The organism is Streptomyces sp. NPDC058796, from assembly GCF_042745235.1.
Classification (GTDB): domain Bacteria; phylum Actinomycetota; class Actinomycetes; order Streptomycetales; family Streptomycetaceae; genus Streptomyces.
On sequence record NZ_JBHYOP010000012.1, the window covers coordinates 31,479 to 52,794 of the forward strand.

At 71.9% G+C, this 21,316-nt stretch carries 15 protein-coding genes; 13 read left to right on the forward strand and 2 right to left on the reverse strand.

Features of this window, described 5'->3' with window-relative positions; all coding sequences use genetic code 11:
* The 7 genes from gatB to ACFW47_RS27750 all read left to right on the forward strand — a co-directional run bounded on the left by gatB (position 1) and on the right by ACFW47_RS27750 (position 8,932).
* Entirely contained in the window at positions 1-1,515 is a 1,515-nt protein-coding gene (gene gatB / locus ACFW47_RS27720) for an Asp-tRNA(Asn)/Glu-tRNA(Gln) amidotransferase subunit GatB (RefSeq protein ID WP_386284531.1), read from the forward strand.
* A gap of 223 nt (positions 1,516-1,738) precedes the next feature.
* On the forward strand, positions 1,739-3,985 hold the full coding sequence (locus ACFW47_RS27725; protein WP_386307465.1) for an MMPL family transporter: 2,247 nt from the start codon (positions 1,739-1,741) through the stop codon (positions 3,983-3,985).
* A complete protein-coding gene (locus tag ACFW47_RS27730; protein ID WP_386284536.1) occupies positions 3,963-4,547 on the forward strand; it encodes a GNAT family N-acetyltransferase in 585 nt (194 codons plus the stop codon). The genes ACFW47_RS27725 and ACFW47_RS27730 overlap by 23 nt, the downstream gene beginning before the upstream one ends.
* A 35-nt stretch (positions 4,548-4,582) precedes the next feature.
* Complete coding sequence (locus ACFW47_RS27735; RefSeq protein WP_386307466.1) at positions 4,583-5,134, forward strand: hypothetical protein; 552 nt, start codon at positions 4,583-4,585, stop codon at positions 5,132-5,134.
* A 197-nt stretch (positions 5,135-5,331) separates the two neighbouring features.
* Complete coding sequence (locus ACFW47_RS27740; RefSeq protein ID WP_386284540.1) at positions 5,332-5,517, forward strand: hypothetical protein; 186 nt, start codon at positions 5,332-5,334, stop codon at positions 5,515-5,517.
* Between the two features lie 104 nt (positions 5,518-5,621).
* Positions 5,622-8,711 (forward strand): AAA family ATPase, encoded by a 3,090-nt coding sequence (locus ACFW47_RS27745; RefSeq protein WP_386307468.1) that lies wholly within the window; start codon positions 5,622-5,624, stop codon positions 8,709-8,711.
* Positions 8,712-8,749: 38 nt separating this feature from the next.
* Entirely contained in the window at positions 8,750-8,932 is a 183-nt protein-coding gene (locus tag ACFW47_RS27750) for a DUF6191 domain-containing protein (protein ID WP_386284545.1), read from the forward strand.
* 17 nt (positions 8,933-8,949) lie between these two features.
* Here ACFW47_RS27750 and ACFW47_RS27755 read toward each other — a convergent pair whose 3' ends face one another.
* Together ACFW47_RS27755 and ACFW47_RS27760 are read right to left on the reverse strand one after the other, a co-directional pair.
* Entirely contained in the window at positions 8,950-10,116 is a 1,167-nt protein-coding gene (locus ACFW47_RS27755; protein ID WP_386307469.1) for a PQQ-dependent sugar dehydrogenase, read from the reverse strand.
* 101 nt (positions 10,117-10,217) lie between these two features.
* Positions 10,218-11,216, reverse strand: coding sequence for an aldo/keto reductase (locus ACFW47_RS27760; RefSeq protein WP_386307471.1), 999 nt, complete (start codon positions 11,214-11,216; stop codon positions 10,218-10,220).
* Positions 11,217-11,291: 75 nt separating this feature from the next.
* Here ACFW47_RS27760 and ACFW47_RS27765 point away from each other — a divergent pair, with 75 nt between their 5' ends.
* The 6 genes from ACFW47_RS27765 (at position 11,292) to serA (ending at position 21,285) form a co-directional block, all read left to right on the forward strand.
* Positions 11,292-12,233, forward strand: coding sequence for a 2-hydroxyacid dehydrogenase (locus tag ACFW47_RS27765; protein WP_386284552.1), 942 nt, complete (start codon positions 11,292-11,294; stop codon positions 12,231-12,233).
* A gap of 393 nt (positions 12,234-12,626) precedes the next feature.
* The gene (locus ACFW47_RS27770) at positions 12,627-15,650 is read left to right on the forward strand and encodes a putative bifunctional diguanylate cyclase/phosphodiesterase (RefSeq protein WP_386307472.1); all 3,024 of its coding nucleotides are present in this window, start codon (positions 12,627-12,629) and stop codon (positions 15,648-15,650) included.
* 255 nt (positions 15,651-15,905) lie between these two features.
* Positions 15,906-17,750, forward strand: coding sequence for an acetolactate synthase large subunit (locus tag ACFW47_RS27775; protein WP_386284556.1), 1,845 nt, complete (start codon positions 15,906-15,908; stop codon positions 17,748-17,750).
* Between the two features lie 21 nt (positions 17,751-17,771).
* Positions 17,772-18,296: an acetolactate synthase small subunit gene (gene ilvN, locus ACFW47_RS27780; RefSeq protein ID WP_019329768.1), complete on the forward strand. Its 525-nt coding sequence runs from the start codon at positions 17,772-17,774 to the stop codon at positions 18,294-18,296.
* A 138-nt stretch (positions 18,297-18,434) separates the two neighbouring features.
* Entirely contained in the window at positions 18,435-19,433 is a 999-nt protein-coding gene (gene ilvC, locus ACFW47_RS27785; RefSeq protein WP_383283840.1) for a ketol-acid reductoisomerase, read from the forward strand.
* A gap of 262 nt (positions 19,434-19,695) precedes the next feature.
* Positions 19,696-21,285, forward strand: coding sequence for a phosphoglycerate dehydrogenase (gene serA, locus ACFW47_RS27790; RefSeq protein ID WP_386284559.1), 1,590 nt, complete (start codon positions 19,696-19,698; stop codon positions 21,283-21,285).
* Positions 21,286-21,316 lie beyond the last annotated feature (31 nt).

The window sequence follows — 21,316 nt, forward strand, 5'->3', positions numbered from 1 at the left end:
GTGACCACCACGACCGACCTGGTGTCGTACGAGGACGCGCTGGCGTCGTACGACCCCGTCATGGGCCTCGAGGTCCATGTCGAACTCGGCACCAAGACCAAGATGTTCTGCGGCTGTTCGACCGCGCTCGGCGCCGACCCGAACACCCAGACCTGCCCCGTCTGCCTCGGCATGCCCGGCGCGCTCCCGGTCGTCAACGCGACCGGCGTCGAGTCGGCGATCAAGATCGGTCTCGCGCTGAACTGCGAGATCGCCGAATGGTGCCGCTTCGCCCGGAAGAACTACTTCTATCCGGACATGCCGAAGAACTTCCAGACCTCCCAGTACGACGAGCCGATCGCCTTCGACGGCTACCTCGACGTGCAGCTGGAGGACGGGGAGACCTTCCGCGTCCAGATCGAGCGCGCCCACATGGAGGAGGACACCGGCAAGTCGACGCACGTCGGTGGCGCGACGGGCCGTATCCACGGCGCCTCGCACTCCCTCCTCGACTACAACCGCGCCGGCATCCCGCTCATCGAGATCGTGACCAAGCCGATCGAGGGCGCGGGCGAGCGCGCCCCCGAGGTCGCCCGGGCCTACGTCCGTGAGCTGCGCGAGCTCATCCGTGCCCTCGGCGTCTCCGAGGCCCGCATGGAGATGGGCCAGATGCGCTGCGACGTGAACCTGTCGCTGCGCCCGCACGGCACCGAGAAGTTCGGCACCCGCAGCGAGACGAAGAACGTCAACTCGCTGCGCTCCGTCGAGCGCGCGGCCCGCTTCGAGATCCAGCGCCACGCGGCGGTGCTCAGCGGCGGCGGCACGATCATCCAGGAGACCCGCCACTTCCACGAGGACACGGGGTCCACGACCTCCGGCCGCGTGAAGGAGGAGGCGGAGGACTACCGGTACTTCCCGGAGCCCGACCTGGTGCCGGTCGCCCCGTCCCGCGAGTGGGTGGAGGAGATCCGTTCCGCCCTGCCCGAGCTGCCGCTGGTGCGCCGCAACCGGCTCCGCGAGGAGTGGGGGATCACCGGCACCGACATGCAGTCGATCCTCAACGCCGGCGCGCTGGACCCGATCGTCGCCACGATCGACGCCGGCGCCGACGCGGCCTCCGCCCGCAAGTGGTGGATGGGCGAGCTGGCCCGCGCCGCCAACGAGTCCGGCAAGGCGCTGGACGAGCTGGCGATCACGCCGGCCCAGGTGGCCCGGGTCGCCGAGCTGGTCACCAAGGGCGACCTGAACGACAAGCTGGCCCGCCAGGTCATCGAGGGCGTCCTCGCCGGTGAGGGCACCCCGGACGAGGTCGTCGACAAGCGCGGACTGAAGGTCGTCTCCGACGAGGGCGCGCTCACCACCGCCGTCGACGAGGCCATCGCCGGCAACCCGGCCATCGCCGACAAGATCCGCGGCGGCAAGGTGGCCGCGGCCGGTGCCCTGGTCGGCGCCGTCATGAAGGCGACCCGGGGACAGGCGGACGCGGCCCGCGTCAAGGAGCTGATCCTGGAGAAGCTGGGCGTGTCCGAGGGCTGAGCACCCGGCACTCCCGCCGCCCGGCACCGATGGCCCTGGGGAACGCGTCACCACGACGAGTTCCCCAGGGCCACTGTTGTGAATAAGCCCACTAAGTCGGCAAACGATCACTTTCGCCTGCAAGAGTGACTTCGCATTGCTCATGCGTTCTTTGCGGGCGGTTCACACCAAGGAAGACTGTTCCCGGTCAAAGATCCACAATCAGACACCTGGGAGCACGTTCGTGGCAGCCCTCGCACGCTGGTGTGTTCGACGTCGTCTCGTCACCGTCCTGCTCTGGCTCCTCGCCTTCGGCGGGGTCGCCGCGGCCGCCGGCGTCGCGGGATCGGCGTACTCCAACGACTACGGCGTGCCCGGCACCGACTCCGACCGTGCCTCCCGGCTGCTCACCTCCGGCTTCCCCGGCCTGGGTGGCGACAGTGACACGATCGTCTGGCACACGACGACCGACACCGTGCGCGCCACCGACGTCGAACAGACGATGACCCGCACCCTGGACCGCGTCGCGGACCTCCCGGGCGTGGCCTCGGTGACCAACCCCTACGACGACGCCGACTCGCCGCGGATCAGCGAGAACGCCCACACGGCCTACGCCTCGGTCACCTTCGAGGACGCCTCCCAGGACGTCGACCCGGCCGAGGCGCGGGCCGTCGTCGACACCGCGAAGGCGGCCGGGACCGACGGGCTCCAGGTCGAGCTGGGCGGCAGCGCCGTCGCGCTCACCGAGGCGCCGGACGGCCACCTCGCCGAGGCCGTCGGCGTGGCCGTCGCCGCCGTCGTCCTCTTCCTCGCCTTCGGCTCCCTTGCCGCCTCCCTGCTGCCCATCGCCACCGCGCTGGTCTCCGTCGGCACCGCCTACGCCGGCATCACCCTGCTCGGCCACGCCATGACCGTCGCCGACTTCGCGCCCATGCTGGGCACCCTCATCGGACTCGGCGTCGGCATCGACTACGCGCTCTTCATCGTCACCAGACACCGGCGCGGGCTGAAGCGCGGCCTCACGGTCGCCGAGGCCGCCGAGAACGCCGTCGCGACCACCGGACGGGCGGTCGCCTTCGCGGGTGCCACCGTTTGCATCGCGCTGCTGGGCATGCTGATCCTCCGGCTCAGCTTCCTGAACGGCGTGGCCATCGCCGCCTCGCTCACCGTCGTCCTCACCGTCGCCGCCTCCGTGACGCTGCTGCCGGCGCTGCTGTCGTACATCGGCCCGCGCGCCCTGAGCCGGCGGGAGCGGCGCCGGCTCGCGGAGCACGGGCCCGAGCCCGAGCTGCCGACCGGGTTCGCCGCCCGCTGGTCGGCGTTCGTGGAACGCCACCCCAAGCTGCTCGGCGCCCTCGCGCTCGTCGTCATCACCGTCCTCGCCCTGCCCACCCTCGGCCTGCGCCTGGGCACCTCCGACCAGGGCAACGACCCCCGGAGCAGCACGACCCGCCAGGCCTACGACCTCCTCGCCGAGGGCTTCGGCCCCGGTGTGAACGGCCCCCTCACCCTGGTCACCGAGGTCGGCGGCGCCGAGGACCGGCTCGCCCTGGACAACCTTGACGCCGGCCTGCGCACCACCGAGGGCGTCTCCTCGGTGACCCCGGTGTCGTACAACTCGGCCGGCGACACCGCGTACCTCACCGTCGTCCCCGAGTCCTCCCCGCAGTCCCCGGACACCAGCGAGCTGGTCGAGCGGCTGCGCTCCGAGGTGCTGCCGCGCGCGGAGAACGGCACCGCGCTCGACGTGCACGTCGGCGGCGTGACGGCCGGCTACGACGACTTCGCCGACGTCATCGTCGGCAAGCTGCCCCTCTTCGTCGGCGTCGTCGTGGGCCTCGGCTGCCTGCTGCTCCTGCTGGCCTTCCGCTCGATCGGCATCCCGGTCAAGGCCGCCGCGATGAACGTCGCCGCCGTCGCCGCGTCCTTCGGCGTCGTCGTGGCGATCTTCCAGTGGGGCTGGGGGAGCGAGCTGCTGGGCCTGGGCAGCGCCGGCCCGATCGAACCCTTCCTCCCCGTGATCATGGTGTCGGTGCTCTTCGGCCTCTCCATGGACTACCAGGTCTTCCTGGTCAGCCGGATGTACGAGGAGTGGCTGGAGACCGGCGACAACCGCCGCGCCGTCCGGGTCGGCCTCGCCGAGACCAGCCGGGTGATCAACTCCGCCGCGGTCATCATGATCTCGGTCTTCCTCGCCTTCGTCCTCAGCGGCGACCGGGTCATCGCCATGTTCGGCATCGCGCTGGCCGCAGCCGTGGCCCTGGACGCCTTCGTCCTGCGCACCCTCCTGGTACCGGCCCTGATGCACCTGCTCGGCGGCGCCAACTGGTGGCTGCCGCGCCGCCTGGACAAGCTCCTGCCCCGCATCAGCATCGAGCCGCCCGAGTGCCGCCTCGCCCATGAGAGGCTGGCCGCGGCGACGGACGCCGAGGTGGCGGACGTCCTTGCGGAGGAGGAGCGACACCGGGATGTACGCGATACCACTGGGTGACGACGGAGCCGAACTGCGCCCCCTGGAGACCTGGCACGCCGAGGAGTTCCTGGCCCACCTGGAGCGGGGCAGGGAGTTCATCACGCAGCACATCCCCTTCGGCGCCAAGGCCACCGACGTGGCCTCCGCCCGGGAGATCCTCCAGGCCTACGCCGACCGGCACGCCGCCGACAGCGGCTTCCTGCACGGACTGTGGCTGGACGGCAAGCTCGTCGGCGGACTGCTCTTCCGGGTCTTCGACGCCGCCACCGGCGTCTGCGAGATCGGCTGCTGGCTGGAGCCTGCTGGAACGGGCCGGGGCCTGGTCGCACGCGGTGCCCGGGTCCTGATCGACTGGGCGTTCGACGAGCGCGGCATGCACCGCGTGGAATGGCACGCCTCGTCCGCCAACACCCCGAGTGTCAACGCCGCCCGGCGACTCGGCATGATGCGTGAGGGCGTGCTGCGCGAAAGCTCCCTCCACCGGGGTGTCCGCCAGGACATCGAGGTGTGGGCCGTGCTCGCGCCCGAGTGGCGTGCGGCACGTGAGGCACGCGCGCGTGCCTCTCAGAAGGATCATTAAGGGACCTCTCAGACAGCGTCCGTACGGTGCGAGACATGGGAACGAAGACAGTGGACGAGACCGGCGTGAAGACCGACGAGCACAAGACGGACGAGGCGGCGGAGGCTCCCGAGACCACGGAGGTCGAGAAGGAGGAAGGCGCGGACGTCACGCCGGACGATGTCGAGTCGTCCACCTCGGAGAACGAGGGACCCACCGGCGTCGGCCAGGGAGCGGGTGCTGTCGTTTCCGCGGGGCTCGGCATTGTTTCGCTGACGGGAAGCTGGGTCGGCACCGTGGCCAACAGTCGTCAGTCGCTCATCGGGCAGTTGGAGGGAACCGCCTCCTCGAACGCGCAGACCGTGCTCGAGAAGGGTTACGGCGACGCCTGGCAGGCCACAGCTCTGTGGGGCGGGGGCTTCGCTTTGATCGCGCTGATCGTCGGCGTGGTGGTGCTGGTCCGGCCCGCGTTCGGCGCGCCCGGCAAGCCGCAGGCCGCGTGGATCAAGTCGGTTTCCTGGGCCGGCGTCGCGCTCGGCGTGCTCGGCCTGGTCCTGGCCGTGCTCAAGTACACCGACCTCATTCTGTCCCTGCCGTCCATGGGCTGACGTATCCGGGCCCGTGAGGGGTCTTAGGGCATCCACGCGCCCCGGGCGCACGCCCTAAGACCCCTCACGCACGTCTAAGGCCCCGCGCGGTGGCGAAGATGCGGAACTTACCCGATGTGGCGGACCCCCCTGGGAGACGAAGGTTGAGGCATCGCAGTCAGCGAAGCAGCAACCGGCCTCACCACAGGAGACACACCGTGTTCGAGTACGAGATCCAGCAGACCCGCGCCGCCGAACTGATCCGCCGCGCCGACGAGGCCCGGCTGGCCCGCGAGGCCGTCCGCGCCCACCGCGCGGCCCGCCGGGACGCCCGCCGCGCAGCCGCGCCGGAGGAGAGCCATAGCCGGCGCCCGCGCAGGCACCGGTTCGCCCGGGCGGCGTGAACGGGGGAAACGGGGAGGGCGGCCGCACGGCCGCCCTCCCCGCCGCCGTACCGCCCGCCGTCCACCTGCCGAAAACAGCTGCGCCGCTGTCGGACCCCCGTGCGATGCTCGCTTCCGTGGAGACCAGGTCCGTCAGTCCCGTGTTCGTCGGCCGCGCCGCCGAACTGGCCACCTTGAACGACGCGTTCGTCCGCGCCGCCGCCGCCGAGCCGCAGGCGCTGCTGCTCGGCGGCGAGGCAGGCGTGGGCAAGACCCGCCTCGTCGAGGAGTTCGCCGACGCCGCACGCCGGCGGGGCGCCGTCGTCGCGCTGGGCGGCTGCGTCGAGATCGGCGCCGACGGGCTGCCCTTCGCGCCCTTCTCCACCGCCCTGCGCGCCCTGCGCCGCCAACTGCCCGGGGAACTGGCGGACGCCGCCGCCGGACAGGAGGAGGAGCTGGCCCGGCTGCTGCCCGAACTGGGCGAGGGCACCCCGGTCACCGGCGGCGGCCGGCACGACGAGGAGAGCATGGCCCGCCTCTTCGAGCTCACCGCCCGCCTGCTGGAGCGCGTGGCCGCCCGGCACACCGTCGTCCTCGTCCTGGAGGACCTGCACTGGGCCGACGCCTCCACCCGCCACCTGATCGCCTACCTCGTCCGCACCCTGCGCACCGGCCGCCTCGTCGTCCTGGCCACCTACCGCTCCGACGACATCCACCGCCGCCACCCGCTGCGCCCCCTGCTCGCCGAACTCGACCGGCTGCGCACCGTCCGCCGCATCGAGCTGGGCCGCTTCACCCGCGACGAGGTGGGCCGGCAGATCGCCGGCATCCTCGCGTACGAACCCGACCCGCTCCAGGTCGACGAGATCTTCGAACGCTCCGACGGCAACGCCTTCTTCGTCGAGGAACTGGCCGTCGCCGCCCACGAGGGCTGCTGCACCGGCCTCACCGACTCCCTGCGCGACCTGCTCCTGGTCCGCGTCGAGGCCCTGTCGGAGAGTGCCCAGCGGGTCGCCCGGACCGTCGCCGAGGGCGGTTCCACCGTCGAGTACCGGCTGCTCGCCGCCGTCGCCTCCCTCGCCGAGGACGACCTCATCGAGGCGCTGCGCGCCGCCGTCGGCGCCAACATCCTGCTGCCCGCGCCCGACGGGGACGGCTACCGCTTCCGGCACTCCCTGGTCCGCGAGGCCGTCGCCGACGACCTGCTCCCCGGCGAGCGCTCCCGCCTCAACCGCCGCTACGCCGAGGCCCTGGACGCCGACCCCACGCTGGTGCCGGCGGCCGAGCGCGTGATGCGCCTGGCCAGCTACTGGTACCACGCCCACGACCCCGCCCGGGCCCTGCCCGCCGTACTGGACGCCTCCGTCGAGGCCCGCCGCCGTCACGCCTACTCCGAGCAACTGAGGCTCCTGGAACGCGCCATGGAGCTGTGGGACTCCGTCCCCGACGACGTCCGCGCCACCCTGCGCCCCGTCGACTACACCGAGGTCTACCCTCCCTGCGGCTGCGATCCGCAGACCACGCCCCTGCGCTACCTCGACCTCATGGCGGAGGCCGCCGTCGCCGGCCGGCTGTGCGGGGAGCGGGAACGCGCCCTGAAGATCACCAAGCGGGCGCTGCGGCTGCTGGAGGAGGAGCAGGAGGCGGGCGCGGGCATGCCCGAGAGCGGCCGGGACCCCCAGCGCGCCGCCTGGTTCTGGACGCAGCGCTCCCTGCTGGTCCAGGCCCAGGGACGCGGCGACGGCTGGCGGGAGCTCGGCATCGCCCAGGAACTGGTCCGCGGCCTGCCGCCCTCCCAGGTGCACGCCGAGGTGCTGGCCATGGCCGCGAACTGGTCGATGCTCCACGACCCGGGCCCCGACGCGGTCGTCGCCGCCGAACGGGCCGTCGAGTACGCGCGCATGGTCGGCGCCGACGACATCGAGCTCAACGCCCGGCTCACCCTGGGCGGCCTGATGGTCGACGCGGGCCACATCGACGCCGGGCTCGCCGAGATGTACCAGGTCAGGGACCTGGTGGTGGCGCAGGGGCGGTCTGCCGTGGTGGCCCGCAGCCACGTCAACCTGCCGTCCGTCCTGGAGAGCGTCGGCCGTTCCGAGGAGGCGCTCGGCATCCTGCGCGAGGGCGTCGAGCTGACCCGGCGGATGGGGCTGCTGGAGTCCGAGGCCTGGGTGTGGGGCAATCTCTCCGAGTCGCTGATCTCGCTCGGCCGCTGGGACGAGGCACTGGAGGCCGCGGCGCGGGCCTCGGCCCCGGGCCGCGGCCCCGCGCCACGCGGTGGCGCCGCCCTCAAGCGGGCCTTCGTCGCCCTCGCCCGCGGCGGGACGGCCGAGGCCGCCGGGCTGCTCGCCGAGGCCCGTGCCGCCTACGGCACGCACGACCCGATGCCGCAGTACCGCCTCCCGCTGGCCGCCCTCGCCATCGGCATCGCCGCCGCCGAGGGCCGCGTCGCGGACGTCCGCGCCGAACTCGGCCGGGCCCTGGACGCGGGCCTGCCGCCCGGCACCCAGCGCTACGGCTGGCCGCTGCTGCTGTCCGCCGCCCAGGCAGAGGCCGACGCCCGCGGACTGCCGGCCGCAGCGGAAGGACGGGCCGATGCCCTGGAACGGCTCGCCGGCACCGCCAAGTCGCTCACCACCGGCGCACCGGTCTGGCTCGCCCACGAGAAGTGGCTCCGTGCCGAACTCCACCGGGCCGAGGGCCGGGACACCCCGGCGCTCTGGACGGAGGCGGTCACCGCCTTCGAGCGCCTGGAGCGACCCTACGAACTCGCCCGGGTCCGGCACCGGCTCGCCGCCGCCCTCCTGGACACCGGCGGTGAGGACGAGCGCGCCCGCGCCACGGAGCTGCTCCGCCTGGCCGGCACCGTCGCCCGGCACCTCAGCGCCCGTCCGCTGGCCGACGCGGTCGACCTGCTCGGCCGGCGCGCCCGCCTCCCCCTGGGCCGCGCCGCCGGACCCGAGCGCGTCCCCGCCGACCCGGCCGAGGCCCTGGGACTCACCAGCCGGGAACGCGACGTGCTGCGCCTGGTCTCCGACGGCCGCACCAACCGCCAGATAGCGGAGGAACTCTTCATCTCCCCGAAGACCGCCAGCGTCCACGTCTCCAACATCCTGGCCAAACTCGGCGTCTCCGGCCGCGGCGAGGCGGCGGCGGTCGCCCACCGGCTGGCCCTCTTCCCGGCCGACCCGCTCATGTCCGGTTCGGCCGAGTGAGGCTTACGCTGTAAAGGACGCCGACGGACGGAGGCTTTGTGTTCAACGCATTCGAGGAACTGTTCTCCCCCGGCCGCAAGCACACCCGCGACGAGCAGAACCGACTGGAACTGACCCGCGAGGACGTCGGCGACGGCGATCCCGGCCACGGCCCGATAGACCTCTCGTCGGGGAAGGTCGTCGTCCACGTCCCGCGCCCCGCCGAGGCGGCCGACGACTGACGGCGCCCCGGGAGGTTCTAGCCGATCCGCAGCTCCAGGATCCGGTCGTCGTCCTCCTCGGCGTCGCCCCGGCCGTCCGTGTTGCTCGTCACCAGCCACAGCCGGTCACCGCCCGCCGCCACGACCGTGCGCAGCCGCCCGTACTCGCCCTCCAGGAAGGCCTGCGGGTCGGCCGCCGCCTCCGTCCCCTTCAACGGCACCCGCCACAGCCGCTCACCACGCAGGCCCGCCATCCACACCGAACCCTCGGCGAAGGCGACACCGCTCGGGGAGGCCTCGTCGGTGCTCCACTGGGCGAGCGGATCGTGGAAGCCGGAGCCGCCGCCCTTGCCCTCGGCCTCGGGCCAGCCGTAGTTGTCGCCCGGCTTGACCGCGTTCAGCTCGTCCCAGGTGTCCTGCCCGAACTCCGCGGCGAACAGCCGCTGCTCGTCGTCCCAGGCCAGCCCCTGCACGTTCCGGTGGCCGTACGAGTACACGACGGAGTCGGGGAAGGGATTGCCCGGCGCCGGCTCGCCGTCCGGCGTCATCCGCAGGATCTTGCCGCCGAGGGACTCCTTGTCCTGGGACAGGCCCGTGTCACCGCTCTCGCCGGTGCCCGCGTAGAGCATCTTGTCGGGGCCGAAGGCGATCCGCCCGCCGTTGTGGATCACACCCTTGGGGATGCCCCGGAAGACCGTGTCCGGCTCCCCCAGCTGCTCACCGGACGGCTTCTTCCCGTCGTACCGCATGCGCACGATCCGGTTGTCCGAGGCCGAGGTGAAGTACGCGTAGACCATCTGGTCCGAGGCGTAGTCGGGGGAGAGCGCGATGCCGAGCAGACCGCCCTCGCCGGACGCGGCCACCCCGGGCACCTCGCCCAGCTCCGTCTTCTCGCCGGTCTTCTCGTCGACCCGCGTGATCGTGGCCTCGTCCCGGGAGGAGACCAGCAGGCCGCCGCCGGGCAGCGGCGCCAGGCCCCAAGGGCTCTTCAGGCCGGTGGCGACCGTGCGGACCACCTCCACGGAGCCCTTCGCGGGCGGCGTCCGTTCGGCGGCCGGCCCCGAGGGCGACGACTGGGCCGCGGTAGGGCTCGCGGAGGGGCCGCCGTCCGCGCCCGACGGCTCCCCGTCGCCGGAGGAGCAGCCGGCCGTCAGCAGCAGGGCGGCGGCCAATACGGCCGGCACGGCTCGACGTTGCACGATCATGGTCGACGGGTCCCTTCGACGCGGCGGGTTCTCCTTGTCATACACCGCACGCGCCCTCCAAGTTCCCGATCGCCGAATCCCGAACCCGGCGATCGCGCGCGTCACTCCCACGAGCCCTGGGCCGCCGGCAGCCGGCGCACCTCCGCCAGGTCCTCCTCGGTCAGCCGCAGACCGGCCGCCCCCGCGTTCTCGCTCACCCAGCGTTCCCGTTTGGTGCCCGGCACCGGCACCACGTGCGGCCCTTGTGCCAGCACCCAGGCCAGCGCCACCTGCGCGGGTGTGACCGAGTCGCCGTGCCGGGCCGCGATCCTGCGCAGGCCCGCCACGATCGGCTGGTTGGCGGCCATCATCTCGGCGGTGAAGCGGGGGTGCCGGGCGCGCAGGTCCTCCGGTTCGAAGCCCTGCCCGGGCGTCAGCGTGCCGGTCAGGAAACCGTTGCCGAGCGGCATCGCGGCGAGGAAGCCGACGCCGCGCGTCACGCACCACGGCAGCAGCGTCCGCAGCGCCTCCGGCGACCACACCGACAGCTCGGCCTCGACCGCGCTCACCGGGAACACCTGCTGCACCCGCTCCAGCTGCCGGACCGTGGCGTCGTGCAGCCGCGCCCCCGGCCGACGGGCCGACCGCGCGCCGACCGCGCAGAGCCCGAGCGCCCGCACCTTCCCGGCCCGCACCAGCTCCGCCATCGCACCCCAGGTCTCCTCGACGGGCACCTCGGGGTCGGCACGGTGCAGCTGGTAGAGGTCGATGACGTCCGTCTGGAGCCGGCGCAGGGACGCGTCGCAGGCACGTTTCACATAGCCGGGGCGGCCGTTGGCCACGATGTGCTGGTCGCCCACCAGCAGGCCGACCTTGGTCGACACGAAGGCGTCCGACCGCCGCTCCTTCAACACCCGTCCCAGCAGCAGCTCGTTGGTGAACGGGCCGTACATGTCCGCCGTGTCCAGCAGCGAGACACCCAGGTCGAGGGCCCGGTGCACCGCCCTGACCGACTCCTCGCCGCGCTGCCGCGACGCGCTGTACGCCCAGTTCATCGGCATGCACCCCAGTCCGACGGCCCCCACCGCGAGTGCCGTCGCGCCGATCGTCCTGCGCTCCACCGGTCGTGACCCTCCCTCGTCAGGCCACCCAACCTAACCTCTGCCCTTCCGCACCCCTGACATAGCCTCCTGACCATGACTGCTGACGTGTGGCTGCCCATCCCGCCGGACGAGATCGAGGGCCTTCCCGAGGGCCCCGCCTACCGCTACTGGAACGGCGAGGACTCCTTCCCCGCCGACCCGGCCGACTGCGCGTACTACGTCGTCCCCTACATGAAGCCCAGCGGCGTCGGCACCCGCCCGCTGCCCCAGATGCGCTCCGTCCAGGTCGTCCAGACGCTCTCCGCCGGCATCGACCACGTGGAGCCCGGTCTGCGGCACCTGCCCGCGGGCGTCCGGCTGTGCAACGCGCGCGGTGTGCACGAGGCCAGCACCGCGGAACTCACGCTGACTTTGATCCTCTCCTCCCTGCGTGGCGTCCCCGACTTCGTCCGGGCGCAGGACCGCGGCGAGTGGCTGGGCGGTTTCCGGCCCGCGCTCGCCGACCGGAAGGTGCTCATCGTCGGGTACGGATCGATCGGCGCCGCGATCGAGGACCGGCTTGTGCCGTTCGAGGTCGCGCCGGTCGTGCGCGTCGCGCGCTCCGCCCGCACCACGGCACGCGGCCCGGTGCACCCGCTCACCGAACTGCCCTCCCTGCTCCCGGAGGCGGACGTCGTCGTCCTGTCGACGCCGCTCACCGAGGAGACCCGCGGGCTGGCGGACGCGGAGTTCCTGGGCCGCATGAAGGACGGCGCCCTGCTCGTCAACGTCGCCCGCGGACCCGTCGTCGACACGAAGGCGTTGCTCACCGAACTGGAGAGCGGACGCATCACCGCCGCCCTCGACGTGACCGACCCCGAACCGCTGCCGCCCGGTCACCCCCTGTGGCATGCTCCCGGCATACTCGTCAGCCCGCACGCCGGGGGCCCGACCTCCGCCTTCCTGCCGCGCGCCAAGCGGCTGCTGGTGGACCAGTTGAGCCGTTTCGTGAACCGGGAGCCGCTGCGCAACGTGATCCTGACGACGGGCGCGTAATCCGTTTCGGGTACCCTCCGCGACTCTCCGGACGCGGTGGGTGTGCGCATATCCGCTGGTCGTCACGGAGCGTAGAGAACCTATGTCCCTGAGTGACGATCCTGGTGTATCGTCCGACAGGGGACGCGCCGCGCACCGGTCGGCGCCGGGGATGGATCTCAGACTGTGAGGGGGGCGACGGGCGATGCACGGCCTATGGACGAACGACCCGACGCGGCGGAGCCGCCGCCGGCGACCCTGGCGCACGACCGCGACCGCGCGCGGGCGAGACCGGTCCGGCCACGACGGTCCGTCCTGCCCTCACCGGCACCGGCACCGCGGTCGCAGGAAGCAGGCACCGCCCCTCCCGCGGGGCGCGCGGGCCGCGGGACCGGCGCGGACCGGGAGGCCCCGGTGAGTCCGCCGACCCCCGTACCCACGCTGGACGGCGCGCCGAGGGCACAGCCCTCGCCCGGACCGCTGCCGTCCCGGCCGTCGGCCGCCACCGGCGGACCGACCCTCGTCCGCCAGCTCGTCCTGGCCCTGGTCTGCGCGGGATACGCCGTCGGTTCGGCGTTCGGCTGGGGCTCCGACCACGTCGCCAAGATCATGGGTGACTTCGGGCTGAGCGCGGCCGCGGCCGCCGCCGCGGTCTCCTGCTTCGTCTACGCCCGTGGACGCCGGGTCCGTTTCCGGCCCGCCTGGCTGCTGTTCGCCCTCTCGTCGGCGATGGCATCCCTGGGCAACGCCGTCTGGGGGTGGTACGAGGTCGTCCTGCGGCAGCCCGTGCCCAGCCCGAGCTACGCGGACCTGTTCTTCCTGTGCTTCGCGCCGCCCGCCATCGTGGGGCTGCTGGTGCTGGCCAAGCGGCCCGTGACGAAGGCGGGCTGGATCTGCCTGGGCCTGGACGCCTGGCTGATCGGCGGTTCGCTGCTGACCCTGGCGTGGAGCCTCGCGCTGGCCCAGGCGGCGAAGGCCGGGGGCGGTTCCAGTGTGGCGCACGGCGCGCTGTCCGTGGCGTACCCGCTGCTCGACATCGCCCTGGTCAGCATGGTGCTCGCGCTCCACTTCAGGCGGTCGCCCGTCTGCCGTTCCGCGGTCAACACCGCCATCGGCGGACTCGCCCTGACGGTGATGTGCGACGCCCTGTTCACCTCGCCGCTGCTGCACAACAACTACCGCTCCGGCCAACTGCTCGACGCCGGCTGGTTCGCCGGTTCGCTGCTGCTCGCCTACGCCCCCTGGGCCGCGTCCCGGCGCGGGGGGCCGGCGGACGAGGAGCCGACCGGCGGGCACACACGCGTGGTGCGTGAGCACGTGCCCGGCCAGCGCGGCACCACCGGCCACCACCCGGCGTCCGCGTCCGCAGCCGTGCCCGGACCCGGCCCGGGGGGCGAGCGCGGGCGCTATCCGGCCGCCCGGCCCATCGCCGGTTCCCTGGCCGCGCTCACGCCCTACCTCGCCGCCGCCGTCTGCACCCTGGGCATCCTCTACAACGTCCTCAACGGCCGCAGCGTCGACCGCGTGGTGCTGCTGACCGGCGGCACCGTGGTGCTCGCGCTCGTCGTGCGCCAGGGCATCATGCTGCTCGACAACATCACCCTCACCCAGGAACTGGCCCAGAAGGAGAACCACTTCCGCTCCCTGGTCCAGGGCTCCAGCGACGTCATCATGATCGCCGCGCCCAACGGCATCCTCCGCTACGTCTCCCCGGCCGCCGCCGGGGTCTACGGACGCCCGGCCGAAGAACTGGTCGGCAGCGAACTGGCCGGTCTCATCCACCCGGAGGACCTCGGCTGCGTGGTGCACGAGGTGCGCCGGTTCCTCGCCGCCAGCCCGGTGGAGGAGCCCACCACGCGCATCGAATGCCGCTTCCGTTCCGGGGAGGGCGGCTGGCTCAACGTGGAGTCCACCGTCAACCGCCACCACGGCGGCCTGATCTTCAACAGCCGGGACGTGACCGAGAGAGTGCGCCTGCAGGCGCAGCTCCAGCACAACGCCGAACACGACCCGCTCACCGACCTGCCCAACCGGGCCCTGTTCACCCGGCGGGTCCAGCAGGCCCTGTCCGGCCGCCGCGCCAGTGACCGGGGTGCCGCCCTGCGCGGCACGGCGGTGCTCTTCATCGACCTCGACGGCTTCAAGGCGGTCAACGACACCATCGGGCACCAGGCCGGCGACGAGCTGCTCGTCCAGGCCGCCCGCAGACTCCAGGAGACCGTCCGCAAGAGCGACACCGCCTCCCGGCTGGGTGGCGACGAGTTCGCGGCCCTCATCGTCGGGGACGGCGCCACCCGGGAGCGGGCGGCCCGCGAGCGGCACATCCTGGAACTCGCCGACCGTCTCAGGGTGACCCTCTCGCAGCCCTACCTCATCGACGGGAACGACGTCCGCGTCAACGCCTCCATCGGAGTCGCCTTCGCCGAAGCCGGCCTCGGGGCAGGTGAGTTGCTGCGCAACGCCGACCTCGCGATGTACCGGGCCAAGGCGGGCGGCAAGGGCCGCGTCGAGCTGTACAGACCGCAGATGCAGCAGGACGTCGTACGCAAGGCCGAGCTGGCCACGCGGTTGCGGGCCGCCCTCCAGGACGGAGAGTTCGCGCTGCTGCACCAGCCGGTGGTCTCCCTCACCGACGGCCGGATCGCGTCGGTCTGCGCCCAGCCGCGCTGGCGCTCCTCCCAGGGCGTGCTGTTCACCCCCGCGGAGTTCCTGCGCGTGAGCGAGGACGGCGACAAGACCGCCGAGCTGGACCGCTGGGTGCTCCAGGAGGCCGTGGAGCAGGCCGCCGAGCGCGCGGCGGCCGGGCTCCCGGCGGCCGTGGCCATACGCATCGGTGCCCGCCGGCTGCTGGACCGCTCCATGCCGCTGGGGACCGTGGAGGCCCTGCTGACCCGGCACGGACTTCCCCCCGGCGCCCTTGTGATCGAGCTGTCGGACATCGACCCACGGGTCGGCCTGGACGAGCTGGACCGCCGGCTGAACGCCCTGCGCAGGGTCGGCGTCCGCATCGCCCTGGACGGCTTCGGCAGCGGCTACGCGACGATCACCGCACTGCGGCGCCTGCCCGTGGACGTCCTCAAGCTCGAACGTGGCCTGGTCGAAGGCGTCGTGGAGTCGGCACGGCTGCACAAGATCACCAGCGGTCTGCTGCGCATCGCCACCGACCTCGGGCTGAAGTCCGTGGCGGACGGGGTCGACCTGCCCGAGCAGATCGTCGCCCTGCGCGCGATGGGCTGTACGCACGGACAGGGCATGGCGTTCTCCGGTCCGCTCGACGAGTACCGGCTGCGCAGAGCGCTCGGAACCGGCCACTACCCGGTGCCGCACGGACCGGCCGAACCCGCCTTCGCGGGCGGTGTCACGGCCGGGCTGCCCGCCGTCCTGCGTGGTGGCACGGCCCTCCGCTCACATAATGAGACTCCCGTCCCACCCACTTGACAGTGGGTGTGTGCCGGGTGGAGGGTCAGTGCCATGCGCACCCGAATTCTCGTACTTGGAAAGCGCGTCGGCTGAGCAGGTGACGTCCGGACCGTTCCGGACTCCCGGCGACCCACACCCGGCGCGCTCCCCTCGCTTGCCTTTTGGCACGAGGGGTTTTTTGTTGCACCAGCACCCCTGGGCAACAGCCGCACACCGCCTAAATCTCGCAAAAACCTCAGCATCAAAACCCTCAGCATCGAGAAGAGAATGCCGATGACCGAGCAGGCCACCGGGGCCCATCACCCGCAGCCCCGGCCCCGATCCGGAGGACAGTCCGCCCCCGAGCACGTCACGGGTGCGCAGTCCCTCATCCGCTCCCTCGAGGAGGTCGGAGTCGACACGGTATTCGGCATTCCCGGCGGCACCATCCTCCCGGCGTACGACCCGCTGATGGACTCCACCAAGGTGCGCCACGTCCTGGTCCGCCACGAGCAGGGCGCCGGCCACGCGGCCACCGGCTACGCGCAGGCCACCGGCAAGGTGGGCGTCTGCATGGCGACCTCGGGACCCGGCGCCACCAACCTGGTCACGCCGATCGCCGACGCGCACATGGACTCCGTGCCGCTGGTCGCGATCACCGGCCAGGTGGTGTCCTCCGCGATCGGTACGGACGCCTTCCAGGAGGCGGACATCGTCGGCATCACCATGCCGGTCACCAAGCACAGCTTCCTGGTCACCAAGGCCGAGGACATCCCCCGGGTGATCGCGCAGGCGTTCCACATCGCCTCCACCGGCCGCCCCGGCCCGGTTCTGGTCGACATCCCCAAGGACATCCTCCAGAAGAAGACCACCTTCGCCTGGCCCCCGGTCATGGACCTGCCCGGCTACCGCCCGGTCACCAAGCCGCACGCCAAGCAGATCCGCGAGGCCGCCAAGCTCATCACCGCCGCCAAGCGGCCGGTCCTCTACGTCGGCGGCGGCGTGCTCAAGGCGCAGGCCACCGCCGAGCTGAAGGTCCTCGCCGAACTCACCGGAGCGCCCGTCACCACCACCCTGATGGCGCTCGGCGCGTTCCCCGACAGCCACCCGCTGCACGTGGGGATGCCGGGCATGCACGGCGCGGTCACCGCTGTCACCGCGCTGCAGAAGGCCGACCTGATCGTCGCCCTCGGCGCCCGCTTCGACGACCGCGTCACCGGCAAGCTGGACAGCTTCGCCCCGTACGCCAAGATCGTCCACGCCGACATCGACCCGGCCGAGATCGGCAAGAACCGCGCCGCCGACGTGCCGATCGTGGGCGACGCCCGCGAGGTCATCGCCGACCTCGTGCAGGCCGTCCAGAAGGAGCACAGCGAGGGCAACACGGGCGACTACAGCGCCTGGTGGAAGGACCTCAGCCGCTGGCGCGACACCTACCCCCTGGGCTACGACCAGCCCGAGGACGGTTCGCTCTCCCCGCAGCAGGTCATCGAGCGCATCGGGCAGCTCGCGCCCGAGGGCACGGTCTTCGCGGCCGGCGTCGGCCAGCACCAGATGTGGGCCGCGCACTTCGTCCAGTACGAGCAGCCCGCCACCTGGCTGAACTCCGGCGGTGCCGGAACCATGGGCTACGCCGTGCCCGCCGCCATGGGTGCCAAGGCCGGCGTCCCCGACCGGACCGTCTGGGCGATCGACGGCGACGGCTGCTTCCAGATGACCAACCAGGAACTGACCACCTGCGCCCTGAACAACATCCCGATCAAGGTCGCCGTCATCAACAACGGCGCCCTCGGGATGGTCCGCCAGTGGCAGACGCTGTTCTACAACCAGCGGTACTCCAACACGGTGCTGCACTCCGGACCCGAGGACATCAACCCGCAGGCCCGCGGCACCCGCGTCCCCGACTTCGTGAAGCTGTCGGAGGCCATGGGCTGCTACGCCATCCGCTGCGAGGACCCGGCCGACCTCGACAAGGTCATCGAGGAGGCCAACTCCATCAACGACCGCCCGGTCGTCGTGGACTTCATCGTCCACGAGGACGCGATGGTCTGGCCGATGGTCGCCGCCGGCACCTCCAACGACGAGATCATGGCCGCCCGGGACGTCCGCCCCGACTTCGGCGACAACGAAGACGACTGAGCGAGAGAGACCGAAGAGACCATGTCCAAGCACACGCTCTCCGTCCTGGTGGAGAACACCCCCGGCGTCCTGGCGCGGATCACCGCCCTCTTCTCCCGCCGCGGCTTCAACATCGACTCCCTCGCCGTCGGCGTCACCGAGCACCCCGACATCTCCCGCATCACCATCGTGGTGAGCGTCGAGGACTTCCCGCTGGAGCAGGTCACCAAGCAGCTGAACAAGCTGGTGAACGTGCTCAAGATCGTCGAGCTGGAGCCGACCCAGGCCGTCCAGCGCGAACTCGTTCTGGTGAAGGTGCGCTCCGACAACGAGACGCGTTCCCAGATCGTCGAGATCGTCCAGCTCTTCCGCGCCAAGACCGTCGACGTCTCCCCGGAGGCCGTCACCATCGAGGCCACCGGCAGCAGCGACAAGCTGTCCGCCATGCTCCGGATGCTGGAACCGTACGGCATCAAGGAACTCGTCCAGTCCGGCACGATCGCCATCGGCCGCGGCGCCCGTTCGATCACGGACCGCTCGCTGCGCGCACTCGACCGGTCCGCATAACAACGGAACCCGCCGCACAACGACGGAAACGGGCGGCCGCGGACACCACCGGCCGCCCGCATTCCGAGACCCCGAGACTTCCCTTCCCCCCACCGGCATACGGTGGGACGCAACACCTGCACACAAGGAGAGAACCCAGTGGCCGAGCTGTTCTACGACGCCGACGCCGACCTGTCCATCATCCAGGGCCGCAAGGTCGCGGTCATCGGGTACGGCAGCCAGGGCCACGCCCACGCCCTGTCGCTGCGCGACTCCGGCGTCGACGTGCGCGTCGGTCTGCACGAGGGCTCCAAGTCCAAGGCCAAGGCCGAGGAACAGGGCCTGCGCGTGGTGAGCCCGTCCGAGGCCGCCGCCGAGGCCGACGTCATCATGATCCTGGTCCCGGACCCGATCCAGGCCGAGGTCTACGAGAAGCACATCAAGGACAACCTGAAGGACGGCGACGCCCTGTTCTTCGGCCACGGCCTGAACATCCGCTACGGCTTCATCAAGCCCCCGGCCGGCGTGGACGTCTGCATGGTCGCCCCCAAGGGCCCGGGCCACCTGGTGCGCCGTCAGTACGAGGAGGGCCGCGGCGTTCCCTGCATCGCCGCCGTCGAGCAGGACGCCTCCGGCAACGCCTTCGCGCTGGCCCTGTCGTACGCGAAGGGCATCGGCGGCACCCGCGCCGGCGTCATCAAGACGACGTTCACCGAGGAGACCGAGACCGACCTCTTCGGCGAGCAGGCCGTCCTCTGCGGTGGCACGGCCGCGCTGGTCAAGGCGGGCTTCGAGACCCTGACCGAGGCCGGCTACCAGCCGGAGATCGCCTACTTCGAGTGCCTGCACGAGCTGAAGCTGATCGTGGACCTCATGTACGAGGGCGGCCTGGAGAAGATGCGCTGGTCGATCTCCGAGACCGCCGAGTGGGGCGACTACGTCACCGGCCCGCGGATCATCACCGACGCCACCAAGGCCGAGATGAAGAAGGTCCTCGCCGAGATCCAGGACGGCACCTTCGCCAAGAACTGGATGGACGAGTACCACGGCGGCCTGAAGAAGTACAACGAGTACAAGCAGCAGGACTCCGAGCACCTGCTGGAGACCACCGGCAAGGAGCTGCGCAAGCTCATGAGCTGGGTCGACGAGGAGGCGTAAGCCTCACTGCCGGGGGCCGGGGCGACGCCGCTCCGGCCCCTTCGGCGAACCCGGGGTAACGTCGGAGGCACGGCGTTGTCCAACCCGTCCAGCCACGGACGGGTGATCCTTCCGCAGAGGCGCAGGACGACCCGCGTCACGCCACTAGACTGCTGCACAACATACGCGTCAGGCCCACAGCGTCGTGCGTCTTCCACGCGGCTCAGCGACACCGAATGCGGCCGTCGGGACGGCCGTCCGCATTGGACTTGTGAGGACTCACGTGAGCTCGAAACCCGTCGTACTCATCGCCGAAGAGCTGTCGCCCGCGACCGTGGACGCGCTCGGCCCCGACTTCGAGATCCGCCAGTGCAACGGCGCGGACCGGGCCGAACTGCTCCCCGCCATCGCCGACGTGGACGCCATCCTGGTCCGCTCCGCGACCAAGGTCGACGCCGAGGCCATCGCCGCCGCCAAGAAGCTGAAGGTCGTCGCCCGCGCCGGTGTCGGCCTGGACAACGTGGACGTCTCCGCCGCCACCAAGGCCGGCGTCATGGTGGTCAACGCCCCGACCTCCAACATCGTGACCGCCGCCGAGCTGGCCTGCGGCCTGATCGTCGCGACGGCCCGCAACATCCCGCAGGCCAACGCCGCGCTCAAGAACGGCGAGTGGAAGCGCAGCAAGTACACCGGTGTCGAGCTGGCCGAGAAGACCCTCGGCGTGGTCGGCCTCGGCCGCATCGGCGCCCTCGTCGCGCAGCGCATGTCGGCCTTCGGCATGAAGGTCGTCGCCTACGACCCCTACGTGCAGCCCGCGCGGGCCGCACAGATGGGCGTCAAGGTGCTGTCGCTGGACGAGCTGCTGGAGGTCTCCGACTTCATCACCGTCCACCTCCCGAAGACGCCCGAGACCCTCGGCCTGATCGGCGACGAGGCGCTGCGCAAGGTCAAGCCGAGCGTCCGCATCGTCAACGCCGCGCGCGGCGGCATCGTCGACGAGGAGGCGCTGTACGCGGCGCTCAAGGAGGGCCGCGTCGCCGGCGCCGGCCTCGACGTGTACGCCAAGGAGCCCTGCACCGACTCGCCGCTGTTCGAGTTCGACCAGGTCGTCTGCACCCCGCACCTCGGCGCCTCCACCGACGAGGCGCAGGAGAAGGCCGGCATCGCCGTCGCCAAGTCGGTCCGCCTCGCCCTCGCCGGCGAGCTGGTCCCCGACGCGGTCAACGTCCAGGGCGGCGTCATCGCCGAGGACGTCAAGCCGGGCCTGCCGCTCGCCGAGCGCCTCGGCCGCATCTTCACCGCGCTCGCCGGCGAGGTCGCCGTCCGCCTCGACGTCGAGGTCTACGGCGAGATCACCCAGCACGACGTGAAGGTGCTGGAGCTGTCCGCCCTCAAGGGCGTCTTCGAGGACGTCGTCGACGAGACCGTCTCCTACGTCAACGCCCCGCTGTTCGCCCAGGAGCGCGGCGTCGAGGTCCGCCTGACCACCAGCTCGGAGTCCCCGGAGCACCGCAACGTGGTCACCGTGCGCGGCACCCTCGCGGACGGCGAGGAGGTGTCGGTCTCCGGCACGCTGGCCGGCCCGAAGCACCTCCAGAAGATCGTCGCCGTCGGCGAGTACGACGTGGACCTGGCCCTCGCCGACCACATGCTCGTCCTGCGCTACGAGGACCGTCCCGGTGTCGTCGGCACCGTCGGCCGCGTGATCGGCGAGGCCGGCATCAACATCGCCGGCATGCAGGTCGCCCGCGCGACGGTCGGCGGTGAGGCGCTGGCCGTGCTGACCGTCGACGACACGGTGCCCTCCGGGGTGCTGGCGGAGGTCGCGGCGGAGATCGGCGCGACGTCGGCCCGGTCGGTGAACCTGGTCTGAGGCGACCGTCCCGGGGGCTGCCGCCCCCGGG